The 23,752-nt window shown below is 72.8% G+C and carries 19 protein-coding genes and 1 pseudogene; 15 read left to right on the forward strand and 5 right to left on the reverse strand.

Translation table 11 applies throughout. The features are described 5' to 3' along the window. Window positions 1-19: 19 nt before the first annotated feature. Window positions 20-871, forward strand: coding sequence for a COG4705 family protein (locus ABT300_RS10945; protein ID WP_351673992.1), 852 nt, complete (start codon window positions 20-22; stop codon window positions 869-871). A 200-nt stretch (window positions 872-1,071) separates the two neighbouring features. Beyond that, entirely contained in the window at window positions 1,072-2,340 is a 1,269-nt protein-coding gene (locus tag ABT300_RS10950; RefSeq protein WP_351673962.1) for an MFS transporter, read from the forward strand. A gap of 103 nt (window positions 2,341-2,443) precedes the next feature. Here ABT300_RS10950 and ABT300_RS10955 read toward each other — a convergent pair. Then, window positions 2,444-2,845: pseudogene (locus ABT300_RS10955) on the reverse strand (deferrochelatase/peroxidase EfeB); the annotation flags it as partial. Window positions 2,846-3,245: 400 nt separating this feature from the next. On the opposite strand from ABT300_RS10955, the gene ABT300_RS10960 reads away from it, so the two are divergent. The 6 genes from ABT300_RS10960 to ABT300_RS10985 all read left to right on the forward strand — a co-directional run bounded on the left by ABT300_RS10960 (window position 3,246) and on the right by ABT300_RS10985 (window position 8,660). Then, window positions 3,246-4,352 (forward strand): IS110 family RNA-guided transposase, encoded by a 1,107-nt coding sequence (locus tag ABT300_RS10960; protein WP_351673963.1) that lies wholly within the window; start codon window positions 3,246-3,248, stop codon window positions 4,350-4,352. A gap of 32 nt (window positions 4,353-4,384) precedes the next feature. Then, the gene (gene pcaDC / locus ABT300_RS10965; RefSeq protein ID WP_351673964.1) at window positions 4,385-5,704 is read left to right on the forward strand and encodes a bifunctional 3-oxoadipate enol-lactonase/4-carboxymuconolactone decarboxylase PcaDC; all 1,320 of its coding nucleotides are present in this window, start codon (window positions 4,385-4,387) and stop codon (window positions 5,702-5,704) included. A gap of 43 nt (window positions 5,705-5,747) precedes the next feature. Then, window positions 5,748-6,383 (forward strand): MBL fold metallo-hydrolase, encoded by a 636-nt coding sequence (locus ABT300_RS10970; RefSeq protein ID WP_351673994.1) that lies wholly within the window; start codon window positions 5,748-5,750, stop codon window positions 6,381-6,383. 30 nt (window positions 6,384-6,413) lie between these two features. Beyond that, entirely contained in the window at window positions 6,414-7,193 is a 780-nt protein-coding gene (locus ABT300_RS10975; RefSeq protein WP_351673965.1) for an exodeoxyribonuclease III, read from the forward strand. A 75-nt stretch (window positions 7,194-7,268) separates the two neighbouring features. After that, window positions 7,269-7,688, forward strand: a complete 420-nt coding sequence (locus tag ABT300_RS10980; RefSeq protein ID WP_351673966.1) for a DUF6278 family protein — start codon at window positions 7,269-7,271, stop codon at window positions 7,686-7,688. Window positions 7,689-7,916: 228 nt separating this feature from the next. Next, window positions 7,917-8,660, forward strand: coding sequence for an amino acid ABC transporter ATP-binding protein (locus ABT300_RS10985; protein ID WP_351673968.1), 744 nt, complete (start codon window positions 7,917-7,919; stop codon window positions 8,658-8,660). A gap of 51 nt (window positions 8,661-8,711) precedes the next feature. Here ABT300_RS10985 and ABT300_RS10990 read toward each other — a convergent pair whose 3' ends face one another. Together ABT300_RS10990 and ABT300_RS10995 are read right to left on the reverse strand one after the other, a co-directional pair. Continuing rightward, on the reverse strand, window positions 8,712-10,280 hold the full coding sequence (locus tag ABT300_RS10990) for an alpha/beta fold hydrolase (RefSeq protein ID WP_351673970.1): 1,569 nt from the start codon (window positions 10,278-10,280) through the stop codon (window positions 8,712-8,714). Between the two features lie 79 nt (window positions 10,281-10,359). Next, entirely contained in the window at window positions 10,360-11,106 is a 747-nt protein-coding gene (locus tag ABT300_RS10995; protein ID WP_351673971.1) for a hypothetical protein, read from the reverse strand. Between the two features lie 143 nt (window positions 11,107-11,249). Between ABT300_RS10995 and ggt the strand changes: the two genes are divergently transcribed. After that, a complete protein-coding gene (gene ggt, locus ABT300_RS11000) occupies window positions 11,250-13,061 on the forward strand; it encodes a gamma-glutamyltransferase (RefSeq protein ID WP_351673972.1) in 1,812 nt (603 codons plus the stop codon). Window positions 13,062-13,064: 3 nt separating this feature from the next. Here the strand turns inward: ggt and ABT300_RS11005 are convergent, their stop codons facing one another. Both ABT300_RS11005 and map read right to left on the reverse strand, forming a co-directional pair. Beyond that, window positions 13,065-15,614, reverse strand: coding sequence for an ATP-dependent Clp protease ATP-binding subunit (locus tag ABT300_RS11005; RefSeq protein WP_351673974.1), 2,550 nt, complete (start codon window positions 15,612-15,614; stop codon window positions 13,065-13,067). 757 nt (window positions 15,615-16,371) lie between these two features. Further along, window positions 16,372-17,142, reverse strand: coding sequence for a type I methionyl aminopeptidase (gene map / locus ABT300_RS11010; RefSeq protein WP_351673976.1), 771 nt, complete (start codon window positions 17,140-17,142; stop codon window positions 16,372-16,374). Window positions 17,143-17,174: 32 nt separating this feature from the next. On the opposite strand from map, the gene ABT300_RS11015 reads away from it, so the two are divergent. The 6 genes from ABT300_RS11015 to ABT300_RS11040 all read left to right on the forward strand — a co-directional run. After that, complete coding sequence (locus ABT300_RS11015; protein ID WP_351673978.1) at window positions 17,175-17,426, forward strand: helix-turn-helix domain-containing protein; 252 nt, start codon at window positions 17,175-17,177, stop codon at window positions 17,424-17,426. A gap of 166 nt (window positions 17,427-17,592) precedes the next feature. Then, window positions 17,593-19,194 (forward strand): hypothetical protein, encoded by a 1,602-nt coding sequence (locus ABT300_RS11020; RefSeq protein WP_351673979.1) that lies wholly within the window; start codon window positions 17,593-17,595, stop codon window positions 19,192-19,194. Between the two features lie 181 nt (window positions 19,195-19,375). Beyond that, a complete protein-coding gene (locus ABT300_RS11025) occupies window positions 19,376-20,218 on the forward strand; it encodes a nitrilase-related carbon-nitrogen hydrolase (RefSeq protein ID WP_351673981.1) in 843 nt (280 codons plus the stop codon). After that, window positions 20,215-21,498: an aspartate aminotransferase family protein gene (locus tag ABT300_RS11030; protein ID WP_351673983.1), complete on the forward strand. Its 1,284-nt coding sequence runs from the start codon at window positions 20,215-20,217 to the stop codon at window positions 21,496-21,498. The genes ABT300_RS11025 and ABT300_RS11030 overlap by 4 nt, the downstream gene beginning before the upstream one ends. 29 nt (window positions 21,499-21,527) lie before the next feature. Beyond that, complete coding sequence (locus ABT300_RS11035) at window positions 21,528-23,126, forward strand: PucR family transcriptional regulator (RefSeq protein ID WP_351673985.1); 1,599 nt, start codon at window positions 21,528-21,530, stop codon at window positions 23,124-23,126. A 187-nt stretch (window positions 23,127-23,313) separates the two neighbouring features. Beyond that, a partial coding sequence (locus ABT300_RS11040; RefSeq protein WP_351673987.1) for a nitrilase-related carbon-nitrogen hydrolase occupies window positions 23,314-23,752 on the forward strand: 439 nt, incomplete at its 3' end.

The raw sequence follows: 23,752 nt of genomic DNA on the forward strand, positions 1-23,752 counted from the left end.
GACCACGGCCGGGTCGGTGATGAAGAAACTGCCCGAGGTCACCCTCGCCTTCTGGATCATGAAGATCGCGGCGACGACCCTGGGCGAGACGGCCGGCGACCTCTTCGCCCAGACCCTGAAGCTCGGCTACTTCCTCACCACGATCGCCCTGTTCCTGCTCTTCGTGGTGACCCTGGTCGTCCAGTTGCGCTCCCGCCGCTACAACCCGTTCTTCTACTGGACGGTCATCCTGTCGACCAGCATGGCCGGTACCACGATGTCCGATTTCATGAACCGCGACGCCAGCGCCAAGTACCTCGCGAGCGGCGCCGCTTCGTTGGGCCGGGGACCGCAGGGCCTCGGTCTCGGATACCCGGCGGGCGCGGCGATCCTGATCTCGGTCCTGGTCGTCGTCTTCGCCGTCTGGAAACTGACCGGGATGACGTTCGTCATCCGTGACATCGTCAGCTTCCGCGGAGAGGCGCTGTTCTGGTCGGCGATCCTCGTCTCCAACATCCTCGGCACCTCGATGGGCGACTTCCTGTCCGACAGCTCGGACCTCGGCTACGCCGGCGGGGCGGCGCTGGTGACCGGGGTCCTGCTGGTGCTGGCGGCCCTGGTGAGGGCGCCCGTCGTGCCGAACGTGCTGCTGTTCTGGATCGCCTTCGTGCTGACCCGCCCGCTCGGCGCGACGGCCGGCGACTTCCTGACCAAGCCGGTCCCGAAGGGCGGTCTGGACCTCGGTACGGCGGGTTCGTCGGCCGTGCTGTTGGCCGTACTGGTTGGTCTGACGGGTTACGCCCACGCTCAGGAGCGCAGCGGTCTCGCTCCGTCCGCGGCCCTGCCTCCGGAGACGGGCGAGTACGACCGGGCCACCGAACGGGCCGACTGAGCGCGAACGGCGCCACGCTCGTACGGCGGGTGCGAGAGAGCGCCTTGCGCCCGTCTCCGCACCTGACTGCTCCAGCGTGTCGAGAGAGGATGTGCCTGCCGGATGCGTCCGGTGAAGAGGAGAGCGCCCCCTGGAGGTGGTCCGGTGTTCAGAAGGCGATGTTCAGCCTGCCGGGCACGCGACGCCCTGAGGAGGAATTCGTGAAGCCCGCCCGCGCCACGTCCGTCACGCCCGAAACACCGGACGGGCCTGCCCGGGGGCCCTCGGCGTGGCGGTTCGTGGTCGTGTTCGGGGGCGTAAGCCTGCTGATGGACTTCGTCTACGAGGGCGCTCGCTCCGTCACCGGTCCGCTGCTCGCCCACCTGGGCGCCTCCGCGGCCATGGTCGGCGTGGTCACCGGAGCGGGCGAGGCCGCCGCGCTCGGACTGCGTCTGGCGTCGGGTCCGCTGGCCGACCGCAGTCGCCGCTTCTGGGCCTGGACCATCGCTGGATACGTGCTGACTGCGGTCACCGTCCCGGTGCTCGGTCTGACCGGCGTGCTGTGGGTGGCCTGCACCCTGGTGATCGCGGAACGCGTCGGCAAGGCGGTGCGCTCCCCGGCCAAGGACACGCTGCTCTCGTACGCCACCGCCGCCACCGGACGGGGCCGCGGCTTCGCGGTGCACGAGGCGATGGACCAGGTCGGTGCGCTCATCGGCCCGCTCACGGTGGCCGGGGTCCTCGCCCTCACCGGCGGCGACTACGCCCTGGCGCTCGGGGTGCTCGCGCTGCCCGGGGTGGCCGCCGTCGCGCTGCTTCTCTGGTTGCGTGCCAGGGTTCCCGATCCGGTGGGCTACGAGACGACCGTCGGCGCGGCGACGCCCGAGCAGCCGGACTCTACCGAGAAGCCGGCCCCTGTCGGATCCCGAGGGAGGAGGCTGCCGCGGGCCTTCTGGGCCTACGCGGTCTTCACCGCAGCGACCCTGACCGGTTTCGCCACCTTCGGCGTGCTCTCCTACCACCTGGTCGTCCGCCACTTGATGCCGACCGCGATGGTGCCGGTGCTGTACGCGGCGGCCATGGCGGCGGACGCGATGGCGGCACTGGCCACGGGCTGGCTGTACGACCGGATCGGCGCCCAGGTCCTGGTCGTCCTGCCGCTGCTGTCCGCCGCCGTTCCGGCCCTGGCCTTCACCGACACGGTGTGGGTCGCCGTGGCGGGTGCACTGGTGTGGGGCGCCGCAGTCGGGGTTCAGGAGTCCACGCTGCGTGCCACCGTCGCCGACCTCGTACCCCCTGGCCGCCGGGCCACCGCGTACGGCGTCTTCGCCGGGATCATGGGAGTGGCCGCGCTGGCGGGCGGTGCCTTGGCCGGGGTGCTGTACGACGTCTCCGTCCCCCTTCTGATCGGCGTCGTCGCCGGCATCCAGGCCGCCGCGCTGGTTCTGCTGTGGGTCACCCGGTTTGCGCGGTCCACATCCGCCCACTGAGTGGCGCGTTCTCGTCACCACGCTGTGCGGCGGGGCGCGGAGCGGCGGACACCTTCGAAAGCCGGGGCAGCACGGCAAAGGGGACGGGCTCGACGAGACTGCGTCAGGTCGCGAACAACCCGCGGCCGTACCAGCCCTCGGCGTCGCGGACTCCGGGCAGGGCGAAGAAGTAGCCGCCGCAGGTGGGTGAGATGCAGTCGACGAGGGGCTCGTCGATCAGGCGGGTCTGGGTCGCCTCGAACTGGCGCTTGACGTCCTGCTGGTAGGAGCAGAAGACCAGGCCCATGTCGAGGTTGTCGACGTCGTCGATTCCGCGGTCGTAGTTGTAGCCGCGGCGCAGGATGCGGGAGTCGTCCGTGGCGGCGGTCCGTGGGTTGGCGAGGCGGATGTGGGCGTCGAGGGGGATCGCGTGGCCGTGCGGATCCTTGGCGTAGTTGGGGATGCCGGCCTCCTCGGCACCGTCGAGCGGGGCTCCGGTGTCCTTGCTGCGGCCGAACATCTTCTCCTACCCGGTGCGGGAGACCCCCGCTTGGCCCACATGGCTGCCCGTCAATTCCGGTCACGAGTGGACGAAGAGTCAACTCATTGTCCACATGCCCAGGCCAGGTGCGCACCGATTCGGACGAAGCCATGCGGCTGTGATCGGGTCAGGGCGTTGTGCCGGGACCAGTGGGACGGTTGCGCAGTGCCGTCCCGGACGGGTGTCTGACCCATGAGATCTATGGCCGAAGTGTCCTGTCACGGGCTTGTCGACTGTCGTTGCGGGATGGCACCTGCTGGTACCGAGCCACAGGGCGTGTCCCAATAGGGGCCTTGCCGACAATCAGGCGTCATCACGGTTCAGACCGCCCGACCAGGCCGGTGCCATCCACCCAGCACGTCACCACGCGGGAGGCGAACCACCCATGACGGCCAGAGAGCGCAGCACCTCCTCCTCCAGCACGGATCCTCCCGTTCGTCGGGAGGTCGTTCTGGGCGTGGACACGCACGGCGAGGTGCATGTCGCCGCCGTGGTCTCCCCGCTCGGGAAGATCTTGGGGACCGAGTCCTTTCCGGCGACGGCGGTCGGCTACCGGCAGCTGCTCGTGTGGGCACGCAAGCGGGGTACGGTGCGCCGGGCCGGTGTGGAGGGCACCGGCACCTTCGGCGCGGGCCTGTCCCGCTACCTGCTGGCGCAGCAAGTTCAGGTGTTCGAGGTGAACCGGCCCGACCGCTCGGCCCGCCGTCTGCTCGGGAAGTCGGACCCGCTCGATGCGCAGGCTGCTGCGCGGGCCGTGCTCAGTGGTCGCGCCCGAGCGCGGGCCAAAACCGGCGACGGTCCGGTGCAGAGCGCCCGGATGTTCAAAATCGCCAAGGACTCCGCGGTCAAGGCCCGCACCCAGGCGATCAACCAGCTCAAGGCCGTCCTGGTCGTAGCGGAACCCGCTTTTCGGGAGCGGCTGTCCGCCCTGGGCAACCGCGAACTGTTCCGCACCTGCGCGTGCCTCAGCCCGCTCGACGGCGAAGACGGCGAGGGCGAGGATGCCGTGACGCAGGCCACCCGCATCACCCTGAGCCTGCTGGCCCAGCGCATTGAGCAACTCACCGGGCAGATCGATGAGCTGAATCGGCGCCTGACCCGGCTCGTCGAACGCCACGCCCCGCAGCTGCTCACACCGGTGGGCATCGGCCCGGACAGCGCCGTCACCTTGCTGATCACCATGGGGGACAATCCCGAGCGGCTGAACACCGAGGCGTCCTTTGCTGCCCTTTGCGGAGTCAGCCCCATCGAGTACTCCTCTGGCCGTCGGCGCACGCGCCGGCTCAACCACGGCGGCGACCGGCAGGCGAACGCGGCCCTGCACCGCATCGTCTTCACCCGCCTGCGCCACGACCCGCGCACCCAGGCGTACTACGAACGCCGCACCCAGGAGGGCAAAACTCGACGTGAGATCATCCGATGCCTCAAGCGATACGCAGCGCGCGAGGTATTCAACCTGGTCAGACTGGCTGCCCACACCCCCGCGTTATAGGGGCGTCCGTGATACGTGAGAGGGTCTGAGGCGTGAGTGAGACACCGTCGAACACCCTGCAATACCGCTTTGACGGGCCAGAAGAGGCTCCCGTCCTGATCTTGGGACCCTCACTGGGCACCACCTGGCACATGTGGGACCGCCAGGTTCCCGAGCTGGCCCAGCAGTGGCGGGTGTTCCGCTTCGATCTGCCGGGCCACGGCGGCGCCCCCGCCCACCCGGCGGGCTCGGTCTCGGACCTCGCCGAACGGCTGCTCGCCACACTGGACGGGCTCGGCGTGCAGCGCTTCGGCTACGCGGGCTGCGCCTTCGGCGGCGCGGTGGGCCTGGAGCTGGCGCTGCGCCACCCCGAGCGCGTCGCCTCGCTCGCGCTGATCGCGGCGTCGCCCCGGTTCGGCACGGCCGACGAATTCCGCCAGCGCGGCGTGATCGTGCGCACCAACGGCCTCGACCCCATCGCCCGCACCTCGCCCGACCGCTGGTTCACCGGCGGATTCGCGGCCTCGCAGCCGGCCATCACCGAGTGGGCCGTGCAGATGGTGCGCACCACCGACCCCGGTTGCTACATAGCCGCCTGCGAAGCGCTCGCCGCGTTCGACGTGCGGGCCGAGATCGGCCTCGTCGGCGTCCCGACGCTGGTCCTCGCCGGCTCGGACGACCAGGTCAGCGGCCCCGCCGAGGCCCGCACCCTGGTCGCCGGCATCCCGGACGCCCGGCTCGCGGTCGTACCGGGCGCCTCCCACCTCGTCCCGGTGGAGCAGCCGGCCGCCGTCACCGACCTGCTGGTCCACCACTTCGCCACCGCCTGGCAGCCCGCCTACGACTCGGTCACCGGGCAGACGGCGGTCCCGGGCATCCCGGTCCGGGCGATGCCGACCATGCCGCCGCAGCCCCTGCAGTCGCAGCAGCCGGTGGCCGTCGCGGAGATCGCGGCCGCCCCGGTGCCGCAGCCGCCGCAGGTCATGGGCCGGCCCGACCCGTACGACGCCGGACTCAAGGCGCGCCGCGAGGTCCTCGGCGACGCCCATGTGGACCGCACGCTGGCGCAGGCCGACGAATTCGCTGCGGACTTCCAGGAGTTCGTCACCCGCTACGCCTGGGGCGAGGTCTGGGACCGTCCCGGCCTCGACCGGCGCACCCGCTCCTGCGTCACGCTCACCGCGCTGGTCGCCGGCGGTCACCTCGAGGAGCTCGCCGTGCACACCCGGGCCGCGCTGCGCAACGGCCTCACCCCGGACGAGATCGGCGAGGTGCTGCTGCAGGCGGCCGTCTACTGCGGTCTGCCGGCGGCGAGCGGCGCGTTCAGGGTCGCGCAGCAGGTCGTCCGCGAGGAGACCACCCCCGGCGAGTGAGCCGGGCGGACGGCGTGGGGGCAGGATGGGACGCATGACGGCACTGAAGCTCACGAAGATGTCGCACGCGTGCGTGCGCCTGGAGAAGGACGGGCGCACGCTCGTCGTCGACCCGGGCGGGTTCAGCGAGGCGGACGCCGCACTCGGCGCGGACGCGATCCTCGTCACGCACGAGCACCCCGACCACTTCGACGAGGGACGGCTGCGCACCGCGCTGGAGGCCGACCCGGCGGCCGAGATCTGGACCCTGAGGTCGGTGGCCGAGAGGATCTCCGCGGCCTTCCCGGGCCGCGTCCACACCGTCGGCCACGGCGACGCGTTCACCGCGGCGGGCTTCGACGTCCAGGTGCACGGCGAACTGCACGCCGTCATCCACCCGGACATCCCGCGCATCACCAACGTCGGCTATCTGATCGACGCCGGTCGCGTCTTCCACCCCGGCGACGCCCTGACCGTCCCCGACTGCCCCGTGCAGACGCTGATGCTTCCCGTGATGGCTCCCTGGAGCAAGATCTCCGAGGTCATCGACTACGTCCGCGAGGTGCGCCCGCAGCGCGCCTACGACGTCCACGACGCGCTCCTGACCGACCTGGCCCGGCCGATCTACGACCGGCAGATCGGCAGCCTCGCGGGCGCGGAACACCTGAGGCTGGCGCCCGGGGAGAGCACGGCACTGTGAGTGTCAGTGGCGCCCGGTAGGTTGTGGGACATGCGTATCGCGACCTGGAACGTGAACTCGATCACCGCCCGCCTGCCGAGGCTCCTGGCCTGGCTGGAGAGCAGCGGCGCCGACGTGCTGTGCCTCCAGGAGGCCAAGGTCGCCGAGGAGCAGTTCCCGTTCGAGCAGCTGCGCGAACTGGGCTACGAGGCGGCGGTCCACGCCACCGGCCGGTGGAACGGCGTGGCGGTGCTCTCCCGCGTCGGCCTGGCGGACGTCGTCAAGGGCCTGCCCGGCGATCCCGGCTACGACGGCGCGCCGGAGCCGCGCGCGATCTCGGCGACCTGCGGTCCGGTCCGCGTGTGGTCGGTCTACGTGCCCAACGGCCGCGAGGTCGACCACCCGCACTACGCCTACAAGCTCCAGTGGTTCGAAGCCCTCAAGGCGGCCGTAGCCGGGGACGCGGCGGGCGGCAGGCCCTTCGCGGTGATGGGCGACTACAACGTGGCGCCGACCGACGACGACGTGTACGACCGGGCCGCCTTCGAGGGCCTCACCCATGTCACCCCGGCCGAGCGGGCCGCCCTGGCGTCCCTGCGCGAGGCGGGTCTGTCGGACGTCGTCCCGCGCCCCCTGAAGTACGACCACCCGTTCACGTACTGGGACTACCGTCAGCTCGCCTTCCCCAAGAACCGCGGCATGCGCATCGACCTGGTGTACGGCAACGAGCCGTTCGCCAAGGCGGTCCAGGACTCCTACGTCGACCGCGAGGAGCGCAAGGGCAAGGGCGCCTCGGACCACGCGCCGGTCGTGGTCGACCTCGAGGTGTAGGCCCGTCCGCCGCCGGCGCGCGCGGGCCAGCGCGCCCTGTGGTGTGCATGCCGGTGCGAATGTCACGCTGGGTCTATGAACATCCCTTTCCTGGGCAACAGGAGCAAGAAGTACCGTGCGGCGGTCCTGGCCGAGGACCCCGAAGGGATCGCCGAACTCCTCGCCGAGTGCGAGCTGCTGCGCTCGCACGCGGCCCGTCAGGGGATCGGGCTGGACGACACGGCGGGCTCGCTGGAGGCGCTCGACCAGCTGGCGCCCCGCTGGCGCGACGACGAGGAGAACCTGCCCTGGTTCGGGCATGACGCGGGGCTCTACCTGGGGACGGTCGTCGTGCGGTCCGTGCCCGGCGCGGCCTGGGCGATCCGGCCCGGCGGCGAGGTGGTCGTGCGGCTGTCGTCGGGCCGGGAGGTCGACGTGGTCGCGGCCGGGCGCGACTGGGCCGTGAGCGGGACGCCCGAGCTGTCCCAGCTGTACGGCGAGGTGGCCGAGAACTGACCGCGCACCGCGGGGCGGGCCGCCCGAGCCGGCGCCGCCGCAGTGGGCCCGGGCGCCGGCGGCCGGTGCGCGGGCCGAGGAGGCAGAGCGCCGCGGCGAGTGGCGCAGGGGGCGGCGGGCGATGTAAATACGGCTAATGGCCGCGGGGTGCGTGTCGCTTCTTCCCCCCGCTCTTTCGTGGATAGTTTGCGGCGACCACGACACAGCTGAGAGTGAGTAGGGCTGCGCATGGCCGTCGATCCGTTGATCGAGCTGCGTGACGTCAACAAGTACTTCGGGGAGCTGCATGTCCTGCAGGACGTCAACCTCACGGTCGGCAGGGGGGAGGTGGTCGTGGTGATCGGCCCTTCGGGGTCGGGGAAGTCGACGCTGTGCCGCGCGATCAACCGGCTGGAGCCCATCCGGTCGGGCTCGATCACACTGGACGGTCAGCCGCTGCCGGAGGAGGGCAAGGGGCTGGCCCGCCTGCGTTCCGAGGTCGGCATGGTCTTCCAGTCGTTCAACCTCTTCGCCCACAAGACGGTCCTGCAGAACATCTCGCTGGGGCAGGTGAAGGTCCGCCGGCGCAAGAAGGACGACGCCGACCGGCGCTCGCGCGAACTGCTGGAACGCGTGGGCCTCGCCGACCAGGCCGACAAGTTCCCGGCGCAGCTCTCCGGCGGCCAGCAGCAGCGCGTGGCCATCGCCCGCGCCCTCGCCATGGACCCCAAGGCGCTTCTGTTCGACGAGCCGACCTCCGCCCTCGACCCCGAGATGATCAACGAGGTCCTCGAGGTGATGCAGCAGCTGGCGCGCGAGGGCATGACCATGATCGTCGTCACCCACGAGATGGGCTTCGCGCGCTCGGCCGCCAACCGCGTGGTCTTCATGGCGGACGGCCGCATCGTGGAGGACCGCACTCCGGAGGAGTTCTTCACCGCCCCGCGCAGCGACCGCGCCAAGGACTTCCTCTCCAAGATCCTCAAGCACTGAGTCCGTGCGGCGGCGGCCACCGACCGCACCCGCCCCGGCAGCGGCCGGAGATCACTGCTCGCGCAGCGGGACCGACACGTACGACGGGTCGTTCGCCGGCGAGGAGAAGGTCAGCCGCGCGCCGGACGGGTTGTGCTCCATGTAGAGCGGGTCGACGGTGTCGACGACCAGGGCGAGCCGGTGTCCTGCCGGGACGTCGTAGGCCGTGGAGCCCAGCTCCAGGTCGAGGCCGAACGGCTCGCCGGGCGTGCGCCCGTGGAAGGTGTACGGCGCGTTGCCGACCAGCTTGCCGAGGCCGAGCGGTCCCACGTCGTACAGGTAGGCGACGAGGGTGCCGCTCTGCGCGGTCGGGGTCACCGTGGTGTGCAGCAGGGCCGTGCCGCGCACCCGCTGGGCCGTGGCGTACTTCTCCGACTGCCACACGGCGGCCCAGCGGCGGGGGAGCAGGGGGATCGGGGCGACCGGGGGCAGTTGCGCGACCTGGTCGAGGATGCTGGAGAGGAAGACGATCCCGCCGTCCGCGCCGGAGTCCACGTTGGCGTGGATCGTGGTGGAGCCGGCCAGGGCGATCTTCCTGCGCGTCGCGTTCACCGACTTCCAGTCCGGATAGCCCTCGTAGCCGCCCCCGGTACGGGACTTGAGGCGCACGGGCTGTTCCCGGTCGATGCCGTTGTCCGTGTCCCGGAGGTAGTGGTCGAACCAGCGCCGGGTGTCCGTCCACACGTCGTTGGGCAGTCCGAACAGGCCGGTCAGTTCGGCGGTGGCGTGGTCGCCGGGGCGCAACTCCATCCGCTTGGGGCCGGTCAGCCGCTCGTACAGGGCGGCGGACTGGTTGGGAGGGAAGACGGTGTCGCCCCAGGAGCCGGCGAGCATCACCGCGGCGCCGTTGCGGTTGAGCTGGTCGACGTAGGTCGAGGGGGAACGTTTCTTCCCCCAGGCGACCAGGTCCTTCTCCTTCGACAGGTCGCCGGCGTAGAAGGCCGAGAAGACCTCCCGCGACTCGGCGCTCTGCCGGCCGGTGACCGTGCCCACGGTGTCCAGCACGGCGGCGGCCTGGAGGTGCTGGGTGCGGCCGGAGTAGATCGAGTCGATCAGGTCGCCCCAGCCGCTGAGCGAGGCGACGGCCCTGACGCGGGGGTCGTGGGCGGCGGCCAGGACGCTGATCCCGGCGCCGTAGGAGACGCCCGCCATGCCGATGTGCGCAGGGTCGGCCGGGGTGTTGGCGAGTGCCCAGTCGATGACGTCGCGGGCGTCGGCGACGTCGCGCGGGCCCGCCACGTCGATCTCCCCGCCGGACTGCCAGAAGCCCCGCACGTTGTAACCGAGCACGACGTAACCGGAGTCGGCGAGTCTGTGCGCCTGGGCCAGGTACTCGACCTGCGGGAAGCCCCAGCTCGTCGGGAGCACGATCAGCGGGTAGCGGCGCGTGCCGTCCGCGCCGGCGGGGGTGACGACGTTCGCCTTGAGCACGGTCGCGCCGTCCCCGCCGATGTCGACGTAGCGCACGGTGCTGCCGGCGGCCTGCGCCGCGGGGGCGAGGGCGAGGACGGCGCCGGCCGTCAGCGACAGGGAGACGGCGCCCACGGCGGTCGTGCGCAGAGCCCTGCGGTGCTGTCCCACGGCTCACTCCTCAACATGCCGCACTGCAAAGTGACCCGACGGTAACCGCATCTCGTACCGGAGGTAACCCGCCGGTAAGTTACGTGCCAGTAACGATTGTCGGCTCCGGCAGGGGAGCCTGCGCCTGCCGCGTCACGTCCGCCACCAGCTCGACCACGTCCGGCCCGTACGCATGGGAGTTGACGACCTTCAGCAGCAGGACGAAGGAGCCGTCCCCGTACTTGCGCGCCAGCCGCTCGTGATGGCGGACGAGATAGCGGGTGGCGGCCTGGTTGTTGATGGCCCGTTGGCCGCAGAACAGGAACACCGGCCGGGCCCCGCGCCGCCGGCCCGCGGTCAGCCGCGCCAGCAGGACGTACTCGACGACCCCCGACTCCATCCGGTACTCCTCGCCGCCGATCCGGAACGCCAGCCGGTCCGGCCCCGGTTCCCGGTCGGTGTTGACCCGCACCCCCGGCAGCAGGGCCTGGACATGGGCCGCCATGCGCCGGTTCGAGCCCGGACCGCCGACGCAGAACTCCGTTCGCTCCCCGAAACCCTGCCGCGCCGCGTCCTGTGTGACCACCTCGGCGCCCGCGCCGCAGTCCTTGATCAGCGCGGCGAGCTCCAGGAGCGCGAACACGTCGTACCGGTGCACCGCGAGGTCGGCGCTGCCCGCGTCGCGGTTGACGACGAGCAGGCACTCCGAGTTCTCCGGCAGCCCGAAGAACGCCTGCTTGCGCCGCAGTCTGCGGCGCCACAGAAAGGTCCGGGCGACCCAGCCGAGCGCGGCGCTGACGCCGGCCGCGATGACGCCGAGGACGATATTGCGCACGTCGTCGTTCATGGGCGCGCATGCTAGCGGTCGAGCACGCTTGAGACGTACCCGTGTTCGAGGTGCGGCAGTCGTATGACAGTGCCCGGAAGGCGTCTGTCGAGCCCCGCGAATTGTGGTTACGCTGCGCGGACGGTCCCGCACTGGAGGTACGGATGCGTCGCCCTGTCGCGCGGAAACTGTCGGTCCTGGCGGTCTCGGCCGCCGTGGTCACGGTGGGGGCCGCCGCGCCACCCGCCCCCCAAAGAGCCCCTGTCGCCAAGGTCCCGGTCGCCGTCGGCTACGGCGGAGCCGTCGCCAGCGTCGACGCGGACGCCTCGGCGGCCGGCATCGAGGTGCTGCGCAAGGGCGGCAACGCCGTCGACGCGGCCGTCGCCACCGCCGCCGCCCTCGGCGTCACCGAGCCCTACTCCTCCGGTGTCGGCGGAGGCGGCTACTTCGTCTACTACGACGCCAAGTCCCGTGCCGTGCACACCATCGACGGCCGCGAGACGGCTCCGCTGACCGCGGACTCCGGCCTCTTCCTGGAGAACGGCAAGCCGCTCGCCTTCGCCGACGCCGTCACCAGCGGCCTCGGCGTCGGCACGCCGGGCACGCCCGCCACCTGGGCGACGGCCCTGTCCCGCTGGGGCAGCGAACGGCTCGGCACGGTCCTCGAGCCCGCCGAGCGACTGGCCCGCGACGGCTTCACCGTCGACGACACCTTCCGCTCCCAGACCGCGGCCAACGAGACGCGCTTTCGCTACTTCCCGGACACCGCGGAGCTGTTCCTGCCCGGCGGACGGCTGCCGGTCGTCGGCTCCACGTTCAAGAACCCCGATCTCGCGCGCACCTACCAGGAGTTGGGCAGGAAGGGCGTCGACGCGATCTACCGCGGCGACCTCGGAAAGGACATCGTCGCCACGGTGAACCACCCGCCCGTGGACCCGGCCTCCGGCTGGAACGCACGGCCGGGCGACCTGTCCGTCAAGGACCTCACGGCCTACCGGGCCAAGCTGCAGGCGCCCACCAGGACGTCGTACCGCGGCCTCGGCGTCTACTCCATCGCCCCCTCCTCCTCGGGCGGCACGACCGTCGGCGAGGCCCTCAACATCCTCGAGCGGACCAACCTGTCGAAGGCGAGCGAGGCGCAGTACCTGCACCGCTACATCGAGGCCAGCAGGATCGCCTTCGCGGACCGCGGGCGCTGGGTCGGCGACCCCGCCTTCGAGGACGTCCCGACGAAACAGCTGCTGTCGCAGCGGTACGCCGACTCGCGCGGCTGCCTCATCAAGGACGACGCCGTCCTCACCAGCCCCCTCGCGCCCGGGGACCCGCGCCGTCCGGCCGCCTGCCCCACCGGCGGCACGGCCGCCCTGACGACGTACGAGGGCGAGAACACCACCCACCTCACCGTCGCCGACAGGTGGGGCAACGTCGTCTCCTACACGCTCACCATCGAGCAGACCGGCGGCAGCGGCATCACCGTCCCCGGCCGCGGCTTCCTCCTCAACAACGAGCTGACCGACTTCTCCTTCGCCCCGGCCAACCCGGCCGTGCACGACCCGAACCTGCCCGGCCCCGGCAAGCGGCCGCGTTCGTCGATCTCGCCGACGATCGTCCTGGACAAGCACTCCCGGCCCGTCGTGGCACTGGGGTCGCCCGGCGGCGCGACCATCATCACCACCGTGCTGCAGACCCTCACCGAGTTCCTCGACCGGCGGCTGCCGCTCGTCGACGCGATCGCGGCGCCGCGCGCCAGCCAGCGCAACGCCGCCCAGACGGAGCTGGAGCCGGCCCTCTTCGACGACACCTCCCCGGGCGGGGTGCGGGCCCGGCTCGAGGCCATCGGCCACTCCTTCAAGCTCAACCCCGAGATCGGCGCGGCGACGGCCGTGCAGCGGCTGCCCGACGGCAGATGGCTGGCCGCCGCCGAGACCGTGCGGCGCGGCGGCGGATCGGCGCAGGTGGTGCGCCCCACGCGGTAGGGGTCACAGCTCGGCGGCCGGGACGGGCGGCGGGGTGCGGAACGCGAGCCGCCCGTCCTCGATCTCCACCCGCACCCGGTCGCCCTGGCCGACCCGGCCGTCGAGCAGCAGCCGCGAGAGCTGGTTGTCGACCTCGCGCTGGATGGTGCGCCGCAGCGGACGTGCCCCGTACTCGGGCTGATAGCCGCGCTCGGCGAGCCAGTCGACGGCCCCCGCGGCGAACTCCACCGTGACGCCCTGCGCCCGCGCCAGCCGGCGGGTGCCCTCCAGCAACAGGTCGGTGATCTGCCGCAGTTGACCGTCGGTGAGCTGCCGGAACACCACCACCTCGTCGATCCGGTTCAGGAACTCCGGTCGGAAGTGCTCGCGCAGCGGCCGCAGGATCCGCTCCCGCCGCGCCTCCTCGTCGGCCTCGCCGCCGCCCGGCCCGAAGCCGATGCCGGCGCCGCGGCGGGTGATCTCCTCCGAGCCCAGGTTGCTGGTCATCACGACGACCGTGTGGGTGAAGTCGACCCTGCGGCCCTGGGAGTCGGTGAGGCGGCCGTCGTCGAGGACCTGCAGCAGGACGTTGAAGACGTCCGGGTGCGCCTTCTCCACCTCGTCGAGCAGCAGCAGCGAGTACGGGTGCCGGCGCACGACCTCGGTGAGCTGCCCGGCCTCCTCGTGGCCGACGTAGCCGGGCGGGGCGCCCACCAGCCGGCTGACGGTGTGCCGTTCCTGGTACTCGCTCATGTCGAGCCGGACCATCCGCTCCTCGCTGCCGAACAGCGCCTCGGCGAGCGCCCGGGCCAGCTCCGTCTTGCCGACGCCGGTCGGGCCGAGGAACAGGAAGCTGCCGATCGGCCGGGCGGGGCTCGCGAGGCCGGCGCGCGAGCGCAGCACCGCGTCGGAGACGACCCGTACGGCCTCCTCCTGGCCGACCACCCGTTCGTGCAGATGCTCTTCGAGCGCGAGCAGCCGGTCCTTCTCCTCCTGGGTGAGACGGGCGACGGGGATGCCGGTCTGCCGGGACACGACCTCGGCGACGGCCTCCGCGGTGACCTCCAGATGCCGGCCGTCGTCGGAGGCGTCCTCGCCGCCGGTGTTCGCGACGCGCTGCCTCAGCTCGACGATGCGGTCCCGCAGGCGGGTCGCCTCCTCGTACTGCTCGTCAGCGACAGCCCGGTCCTTGTCGCGGGCTAGGTCCTCGATCTCGCGCTCCATCGCCCGCACGTCGCTGCCCTTGGTGCGGGCGCCGAGCCGCACCCGGGCGCCGGCCTGGTCGATGAGATCGATGGCCTTGTCGGGGAGCCGGCGGTCGGTGAGGTGGCGGTCGGACAGCTCCACGGCCGCGACCAGCGCCTCGTCGGCGTAACGGACCTGGTGGTGGGCCTCGTAGCGGTCGCGCAGCCCGCGCAGGATCTCCAGCGCGTCCGCGACGGACGGCTCCGGGACGAGGATGGGCTGGAAACGGCGGGCGAGCGCCGCGTCCTTCTCGACGCGCCGGAACTCCTCCAGCGTCGTCGCGCCCACGATGTGCAGCTCGCCGCGGGCCAGGGGCGGCTTGAGGATGTTGGCGGCGTCCATCGCCCCGCTCTCGCCGCCGCCGCCCGCGCCGACGACGGTGTGCAGCTCGTCGATGAAGACGATCAGCCGGTCGGAGTGCGCGCGGATCTCGTCGACGACGGTGTTCAGCCGCTCCTCGAAGTCGCCGCGGTAGCGGGTGCCCGCGACCACGCCCGTCAGGTCGAGGGCGACCACGCGCCGGGAGGCGAGGACGTCCGGGACGTCCCCCTCGGCGATCCGCTGGGCGAGTCCCTCCACGACGGCGGTCTTGCCGACGCCGGCGTCGCCGATCAGCACCGGGTTGTTCTTGCCGCGCCGGGAGAGGACCTCGATGGTCTGCTCGATCTCGTCGTCCCGGCCGATCACCGGGTCGATGCGCCCCTGCCGGGCCAGCTCGGTGAGGTCGCTGCCGTACTTGTCCAGGGTGGGCGTGGCGGTGGGCCGCGGCCCGTCCGCGGCGCCGGCCGGTCCGGCGGAGTCCGTGGCGTCGGCGGGCAGGCCGGCGGCGGCGAAGCGGGCCGCGTTCAGGATGTGCCCGGCCGCGGAGTCCGGGTTGGAGGCGAGCGCGCCGAGCACGTGCTCCGGGCCGATGTGTCCCGCGCCGCGGCTGCGCGCCAGATCGTGCGCGTCCAGCAGGGCGCGCTTGGCGGCGGGCGTCAGGGACAGCGAGGTGGGCGGCGGCGCCTCGCCCGGCGGATACTGCGCCGGCCCCGACCGCTCGTCGATCTCCGTCGCGAGGGAGTCGGGGTCGGCGCCCGCCCGGCTGAGCAGCGAGCGCGTGGGCTCCGCGGAGAGGGCCGCCCGCAGCAGGTGCTCGGTGTCGAGGTCGCGGCTGCCGTGTTCGGCGGCGTACTGGGCGGCGCCGCGGACCAGGTCGCGCGCGGGCCTGCTGAGGAGCTGGCCGATGTTGATCTGGCGGGGGCCCGGGCGGGGCCCGCCGAAGAAGCGGGCCAGGAACTCGCCGAAGGGGTCGCCGTAGCCCTCCGGGCCGTTGAAGCCGCTGGTCATGGCGTTCCGTTCGATCGACGTGCGATGCGGTGCCGGGTGCCCTCGGCTGGGGCCCTACCCCCACCTTCGCACGGTCGCCGACCGCGGGCACGCCCAGCGAACCCCCGGATCCGAGCCCGACACCACCCCGCAGAAAACCCCTCGGCACCCGGACCCCGGGCGGCGGACGGACAGACGCCGTCCCTGACGTCCGGCCGCGACGAACCGCACCACACCCAGGCGTCGCCCGGGCCGGCGCCGACCGTGCCACGCCGCCGGGGCGTGGCCGCTGTCGGGCCCCCGCGGCCGTGCTCCTGGGCCCGCGGCCGTGTCCCGGAGCCGGGCCGCGACCGCGCCTGGGACGACGATGCCGTGCCCCGGGTACCGGCCCGAGGGCAGCCCGCGCCGCGCCCCCGCGGTCGGGCGACGAACCGACCGTGCCCTGCCCGGGCGTCCGGGCCGACGCCCGCCCGGGTCGCCGGCGCCAGGCCTGCCCCGGACGTGCCGTGCTGCGCTCCCGCGCCTGGGGCGAACCTTGCTGTGCCCCGCTCCGGGCCGGCGTCGGCCGTGTCGTACTGGTGGGCTCGGGTCGACGGCCCCCGGCGCTGCCCCGTCGGGGCCTGGTCGTGGGCGGGCTGTGCCCGGGTCTGGGGCGGGCCGTGCGGTGTCCCGCGCGTCCGGGTCGGCGCCGATCGCGTCGTGCTGGGGGGTGGGGTGGGGGGTCGACGGGCCGACGGGCCGCGGGGGCGGGACTGCGGAGCGATTGCCGTCGGTGTGGCTACTTTCGCTCGGTCAGGATTCTTGGGCCGCTGGTCGTGATCGCCACGGTGTGCTCGGCGTGGGCCGCGCGCGAGCCGTCGTTCGTGCGCAGGGTCCAGCCGTCGGGGGCCGCGTGGTAGCCGTCCGTGCCGCCCGCGATCAGCATCGGCTCGATGGCGATGACCATGCCGTGGCGGAGCGGCAGGCCCCGGCCCGGGCGGCCCTCGTTGGGCACCGCCGGGTCCTCGTGCATGTGGCGGCCGATGCCGTGGCCCCCGAAGCCGGCCGGGATGCCGTAGCCCGCCGCCCGGCACACCGTGCCGATGGCGTGCGCGATGTCGCCGATGCGGTTGCCGACGACCGCCGCGTCGATGCCGGCCGCCAGAGCCCGTTCGGCCGTCTCGATCAGCCGTACGTCCGCCGGGCGCGCCGTGCCCACCGTGAAGCTGACGGCCGAGTCGCCGGCCCAGCCGCCCAGCTGCGCGCCGAAGTCGAGCGAGACCAGGTCGCCGTCGCGCAGCCGGTAGCGGGTGGGGATGCCGTGCACGATCGCCTCGTTCACCGACGCGCAGAGCACCGCCGGGAACGGCGTGGGCGCGAACTCCGGGCGGTAGCCGAGGAACGGCGACGTGGCGCCCTCGGCCCGCAGCACGTCGTGGGCCAGCTCGTCCAGCTCCAGCAGACGGACGCCCACGTCGGCCGCCTCCCGGACGGCTGCCAGGGCCCGGGCCACCACCTGGCCCGCCTCGTACATGGCGTCGATCGATGTGTCCGTCTTCAGTTCCACCATGCCAATTACTATACCGGTATTAGAATGGCGGCATGGTGCGTACCCCCCTCACCCCGGAAGAGCGCGAGCGCGGCGAGCGGCTCGGCCGGCTGCTGCGCGAGGCGCGCGGCGGGCGGAGCATGGCCGAGATCGCGGCGAGCGCCCGGATCTCCGCCGAGACCCTGCGCAAGATCGAGACCGGCCGCGCTCCCACCCCGGCCTTCTTCACCGTCGCCGCGCTCGCCCGCGTGCTCGGGCTGTCGATGGACGAGCTGGCCGGGCTGTGCTCGCCGGCCGTCGTGTGAGCGGCGGCGTCGTCGACGGGGGGCGGGCCTGATCCATCCCGAGGTCCTGGTGCAGGATTGCGCCATGTCGCCGCCGCGTCCGCTTTGAAAACTGGTCGTAGCCGCGCTGTAACACGGCTGGTGTTTTCTACGAACCGGAGTGTTCCGGTCGGGCGGGAGACGAACGATGGCTGTGGAACAACTCCCGGGCAGGGTGCGGGAGTTCGCGAGCTACCTGAACGCGCTGCTGGCGCGCCTCGACCAGGGCGCCGGCTGGTGCGCGGTCTTCTGGCAACGCGATCCCGACGGTATGCGGGCCTGCCTCGAAGGACACGAGGTGCCGCCCTGGGACGTCATGGAGGCGGTGCTGCAGGACCTGGCCGCCGCGTACGGCGCCGTGGCCGCCGGGCAGGAGACGTCGCGGGCCCGGTCCCTGCACGCCGCCGCGCTCGCCGCGCACGACGCCCGTCCCGGTGGCCGTGACGCTCTCGGGGACCGGCTCGACGTCATGCTCCGCGAACAGCGCTATGCCGCCGAACGCCAGGCCGACCTGGGACGCAGGCTCGCCTCGGCGTCCACCCGGGAGCAGGCCGACGCCTTCCGTCTGGACCTCGCCTGGGCCCGCGACGACCATGAGCGGGCCACCGCCCGCTGCGCCGAGCTCCGTCGCCGGATGGCCGAGGCGGACCGCCTCCCGGCAGCCGGCGCGCCCCCGCGCCGGGCCGGACCGCCCACGGCCGACGCGCACGACGCACAGCACGCACAGCACGCGCACCGCGCAGGCCGCGGCCACGAGGCGGCCCGCGGCCACGAGGCGGGTCACGCCGACGACGACGCACGGATCGCATACGACGCCGGGACGGCGTTCGACGCGCGCGCTGCCCAAGTGCCCGAGGAGTGGGCCACGCCCGACCCGGCGGCAGACCCGGCGGCCGGCCTCGCGCCCGCCCAGGAGCCCGCGCCGGACTCCGCCCCCGCCTCCGATCCGGCCCCCGTGCCCAAGCAGCGCAAACGCCGCCGCGGCAGCGCGCGGTTCGCGGGCATGGCCGAGGAGGCCGACGACGCCCCGCTCGCCGTTCCCCCCGCCTCCTCCCCTTCTTCCGCCTCCGCTTCCGTCTCCGCCGACGGTCCGGACGCGCCCGCGCCCGCCGCCCCCGCCCGTCGCACGCTGCGCGGCGCCCGCTTCGCCGGCGCGGCCGAGGCGTCGGCCGCCCGGCCGTCCGGACGGTCGGGCGCACCGCAGCGCGAGGCGCTGGACGCGACGGCCCGCAAGGAGACCGTCGACGCGGTCCGGCAGCTGGTGCGACTGCGCGCCGAAGGGCGCAGCGGCGAGGCGCACGCCCTGCTCGTCGAGCTCGCCGCGCTGCCCGCCGCCCGCATGCCGCTGCTCGCGGCCGAGCTCCGGAGCGCCGGGCTCACCGCGGACTGGACGACCCTGCTCTGGGAGGCCGCCTCCCTTCCCGCCGACCGGCTGGTCGCCGCGGCCGACGCGCTGGTCGCGGTGGGGCGCACGGCCGACGGGGAGCAGATCCTGCGGCAGGGGGTGGCCCGGCCGGCCGAGGAGATCGGGCAGGGCGTCCTCGGCCTGCTCCGGGAGGGCCGTCGGCGCGAGGCCCGCGCGCTGCTCGACGCCTACGTCCGGGTCCGCACCCCGGAGGAGGCGGCCCGCAGCGCCGCGCCGGACCCGCAGACCCTCGTCCCGCTGCTGCTCGAGGCGGCTCGGGCGGCTTCGGAGCAACGCCGCTGGGACCTGGTGCACGCCCTGCGAGTGGCCGGGTTCACCGCCTGACCGGGCCCGCGCCCGTTGCGCCGAACGCACCGCGACTCACCCACAGGGGTGTGAAACGCGATCGACTCCGCGGGTTGACGACGATGGTCTTGGCAAGCCCGTCCAGGAGGCTTACGTTCGTCCCTCTACGACCTTCGTCTACGGGCGTAGAGGCTCTGACGTCCCGTCGAAGGAGCAGCTCATGGCCAACGTCGTACGTGCCGCACTGGTCCAGGCCACCTGGACCGGCGACACCGAGTCCATGGTGGCGAAACACGAGGAGCACGCCCGCGAGGCGGCCCGCCGGGGCGCGAAGATCATCGGCTTCCAGGAGGTGTTCAACGCTCCCTACTTCTGTCAGGTCCAGGAGCCCGAGCACTATCGCTGGGCGGAGCCGGTCCCGGACGGGCCGACCGTGCGCCGCATGCAGGACCTCGCCCGCGAGACGGGCATGGTGATCGTCGTGCCGGTCTTCGAGGTCGAGCAGTCCGGCTTCTACTACAACACCGCTGCCGTGATCGACGCCGACGGCTCCTACCTCGGCAAGTACCGCAAGCACCACATCCCCCAGGTGAAGGGCTTCTGGGAGAAGTACTACTTCCGGCCGGGAAACGTCGGCTGGCCGGTGTTCGACACGGCCGTCGGCCGGGTCGGCGTGTACATCTGCTACGACCGCCACTTCCCCGAGGGCTGGCGGCAGCTGGGCCTCAAGGGCGCCCAGCTGGTCTACAACCCGTCCGCCACCCACCGCGGCCTCTCCGCCCACCTGTGGCAGCTGGAGCAGCCCGCGGCCGCCGTCGCCAACGAGTACTTCGTCGCCGCGATCAACCGGGTCGGCGTCGAGGAGTACGGGGACAACGACTTCTACGGGACGTCGTACTTCGTCGACCCGCGCGGCAAGTTCGTCGGCGACGTCGCGAGCGACCAGGACGAGGAACTCGTCGTCCGCGACCTCGACTTCGACCTCGTCGAGGAGGTCCGGCAGCAGTGGGCCTTCTACCGCGACCGCCGTCCCGACGCCTACGAAGGGCTGGTGCAGCCGTGAGCGACCTCTACGCCCGGCACCGGGGCGTCCTGCCCGACTGGCTCGCCCTCTACTACGAGGAGCCGCTGGAGATCACCCACGGCGAGGGCCGGCACGTCTGGGACTCCGACGGCAACAAGTACCTCGACTTCTTCGGCGGCATCCTCACCACGATGACCGCGCACGCGCTGCCCGAGGTCACCAAGGCGGTCGCCGAGCAGGCCGGTCGGATCGTCCACTCCTCGACGCTCTACCTCAACCGGCCCATGGTCGAACTCGCCGAGCGGATCGCCCAGGTCAGCGGCATCCCCGACGCCCGGGTCTTCTTCACCACCTCGGGCACCGAGGCCAACGACACCGCGCTGCTGCTCGCCACCGCCCACCGGCGAAGCAACACCGTGCTGGCCATGCGCAACAGCTACCACGGCCGTTCCTTCAGCGCGGTCGGCATCACCGGCAACCGCAGCTGGTCCCCGACCTCGCTGTCACCGTTGCAGACGGTGTACGTGCACGGCGGGGTCCGCGGACGAGGACCGTTCGCCGACCTCGACGACGCCGCCTTCGTCGACGCGTGCGTCGCCGACCTGAGGGACCTGCTCGGCCACACCCGCCCGCCCGCCGCCCTGATCGCCGAGCCCATCCAGGGGGTCGGCGGCTTCACCTCGCCGCCCGACGGCCTGTACGCGGCCTTCCGCGAGGTGCTGGACGAACGCGGCGTCCTGTGGATCGCCGACGAGGTGCAGACCGGCTGGGGCCGCACCGGCGAGCACTTCTGGGGCTGGCAGGCACACGGCCGAAACGGTCCGCCGGACATCGTCACCTTCGCCAAGGGCATCGGCAACGGCATGTCCGTGGGCGGCGTCATCGCCCGCTCCGAGATCATGAACTGCCTGGACGCCAACAGCATCTCCACCTTCGGCGGCACCCAGATCACCATGGCGGCCGCTCTCGCCAACCTCTCCTACCTGCTGGAACACGACCTCCAGGGCAACGCCCGGCGGGTCGGCGGCATGCTCATCGAGCGGCTGCGGGCCGCCGTCGCCCAGGATCCCGGCGTACGGGAGGTGCGCGGACGCGGCCTCATGATCGGCGTCGAGCTGACCCGGCCGGGCACCGGTCTGGCCGACCCGGACCGGGCGTCCGCGGTGCTGGAGGCGGCCCGCGCCGGCGGGCTGCTGATCGGCAAGGGCGGCGGCCACGACACCAGCGCCCTGCGCGTCGCCCCGCCCCTGTCCCTGACCGTGGCGGAGGCCGAGGAAGGCGCCGCGATCCTCGAGAGCGCGCTGAGGAGCACGCGATAGCGCAGTCCTGAGCCAAGGGAAACATCGCCATGACCATTGCCCTGGAGCCCTGGGGGCCCGTGGAGCCGCTGGAACCCGCCCTGTCGGTCCGTCAGGTCCTGTCCCTGGAAAGGGTCCTGGCCGGAGAGCCCGAAGTGGTGGCGGGCGCCGGCCAGCTCGACCGGCCGGTGCGCTGGGTGCACGTCGCCGAGGCGGCCGACGTCGGCGTGATGCTGACCGGCGGCGAGATGGTGCTCACCACCGGGGTGCTGCTCGCCGGCGACGAGAGCGCGCAGACGGAGTACGTCCGCTCCCTGCACCGCGCCGAGGCCGCGGCCGTGGTGCTGGGCCTCGGACGGGCGTTCCCGACCACGCCCGACGCGATGCGGCGGGCCGCCGAACGCTGCGGGCTGCCGATGGTCGTCCTCCATCGCCCCTTCCCCTTCGCCGAGTTGACGGAGGAGGTGCAGTCCCGGCTGGTACGGCGCAAGTTCGCCGCCGTCAGCCTCTCGGAGGCCGTGCGGACCGCGCTCACCGCGCTGATCACCGCCGGAGCCCCGCTGCAGCCGCTGCTCGACGAGATCGCCCAGCACGCCGGCTGTCCCGTCGTCGTCACCAACCTCGCCCACCGGGTGCTGGCCACGGCGGGGGAGCGGCCGGCCGTCGACGACGTGCTGCGGGACTGGGAACGCATCGCCCGCCAGGCCGGCGGCACCGAGGGGGACGGCTGGATCCGCGCCGAACTCGGCGGCCGCGGCGAACGCTGGGGGCAGATCATGCTCTGCGGGTACCGCGGCGACACCGCGGGCGGCCGGCTGCTCGCCGACCGGGCCGCCGAGGCGCTCGTGCTGCACCGCATGCTCGGCGGCGCCTCCGCCCACACCTGGGAGGAGCAGTCCGCGCAGAGCCTGCTCACCGACCTGATCTCCGGCGTCGTCCCGGCACGCCACCTGCTGCCCAGGGCCCGGGCGGCCGGCCTGCCGGTCAACCGGCGCACCTTCGTGCCGCTCGTCGTGCGGGACGTCGCCCTCGACCGACTCGAACGGGTCCTGCGGCTGCTCGGGCTCGCGGGACTGGTCGCGGAACTCGCGGACGGGGCGACGGCGGTGCTGCTCAGCCTCGCCCGCGACCAGGACGCCGACGCGCTCGCCGCCCACTTCGCGACCCGGCTGCGCACCGAGTCGGGCCAGGCCCGCACGGTCGTCGCGGCGGCCGCCCCGCGCACCGTCTGGGACGAGACGCCCGCCGGGCTGCGCGAGGCCCAGCACGTGGCGGACGCCGTGGCCGACTCGGCCGCCGTCCTCGACCTGCCGCTCGTCGTCCGGCTCAAGGACGTCCATCTGCGCGGACTGATCCGGCTGCTGCGGGACGACCCGCACGTGCAGTCGTTCGCCGAGCGGGAGCTGGACGGACTGCTGTGCGCGGCCGGGGACGGGGCGGCCGGGGACGACCTGCTCGCCGTCCTGCGGACGTATCTGGCCACCGGCCGCAACAAGTCCCGCACCGCCCAGCTCCACCACGTCTCCCGGCCGGCGCTGTACCGCAGGCTGGAGGCGATAGAGGGCCGGCTCGGCGTGGACCTCGACGACTTCGAACAGGCCGCCTCGGTGCACATCGCGCTGCTCGCGCACGACGCGCAGCAGGGCTGAACCGCGCGGCCGGCGCCCGGAAACAGCGGAGAAACATGGAACGACCTGGGAAAACGGTGGTGAAACATGGGTCCGGGAAGACGTGACACGGTGCCACGCCACCCGTGCTCAGGCGTGACACCGTGCAACTCAAAGCAGGCCGGTCGGCTTCCTAGGCTCCTCGTACACCGAGCGACCGGAGGTCCCGATGAGCAGAGTGATCCGTGCCGCCGTCTTCCAGACGGCCTGGACCGGCGACAAGGAATCGATGATCCGGGTGCACGAGCAGGCGGTCCGCGACGCGGCCGCGCAGGGCGCCCAGGTCCTGTGCTTCCAGGAGCTGTTCTACGGTCCCTACTTCTGCCAGGTCCAGGACCCGCAGTTCTACGAGTACGCCGAGCAGATCCCCGACGGCCCGATCGTCAAGCGTTTCCAGGCGCTCGCCAGGGAGCACGGCATCGTGCTGGTGCTGCCGATGTACGAGGAGGAGCAGCCCGGCGTCCTCTACAACACCGCGGCCGTGATCGACGCGGACGGTTCCTACCTCGGCAAGTACCGCAAGCACCACATCCCCCAGGTGAAGGGCTTCTGGGCCCTCGGGGCGACGGATCTGCCGCCCACCGGCCGGGACGCGGTGCGGCGGGCCC

It is taken from the genome of Streptomyces sp. NPDC001027, assembly GCF_040299045.1.
In the GTDB taxonomy this organism is placed as follows: Bacteria; Actinomycetota; Actinomycetes; order Streptomycetales; family Streptomycetaceae; genus Streptomyces.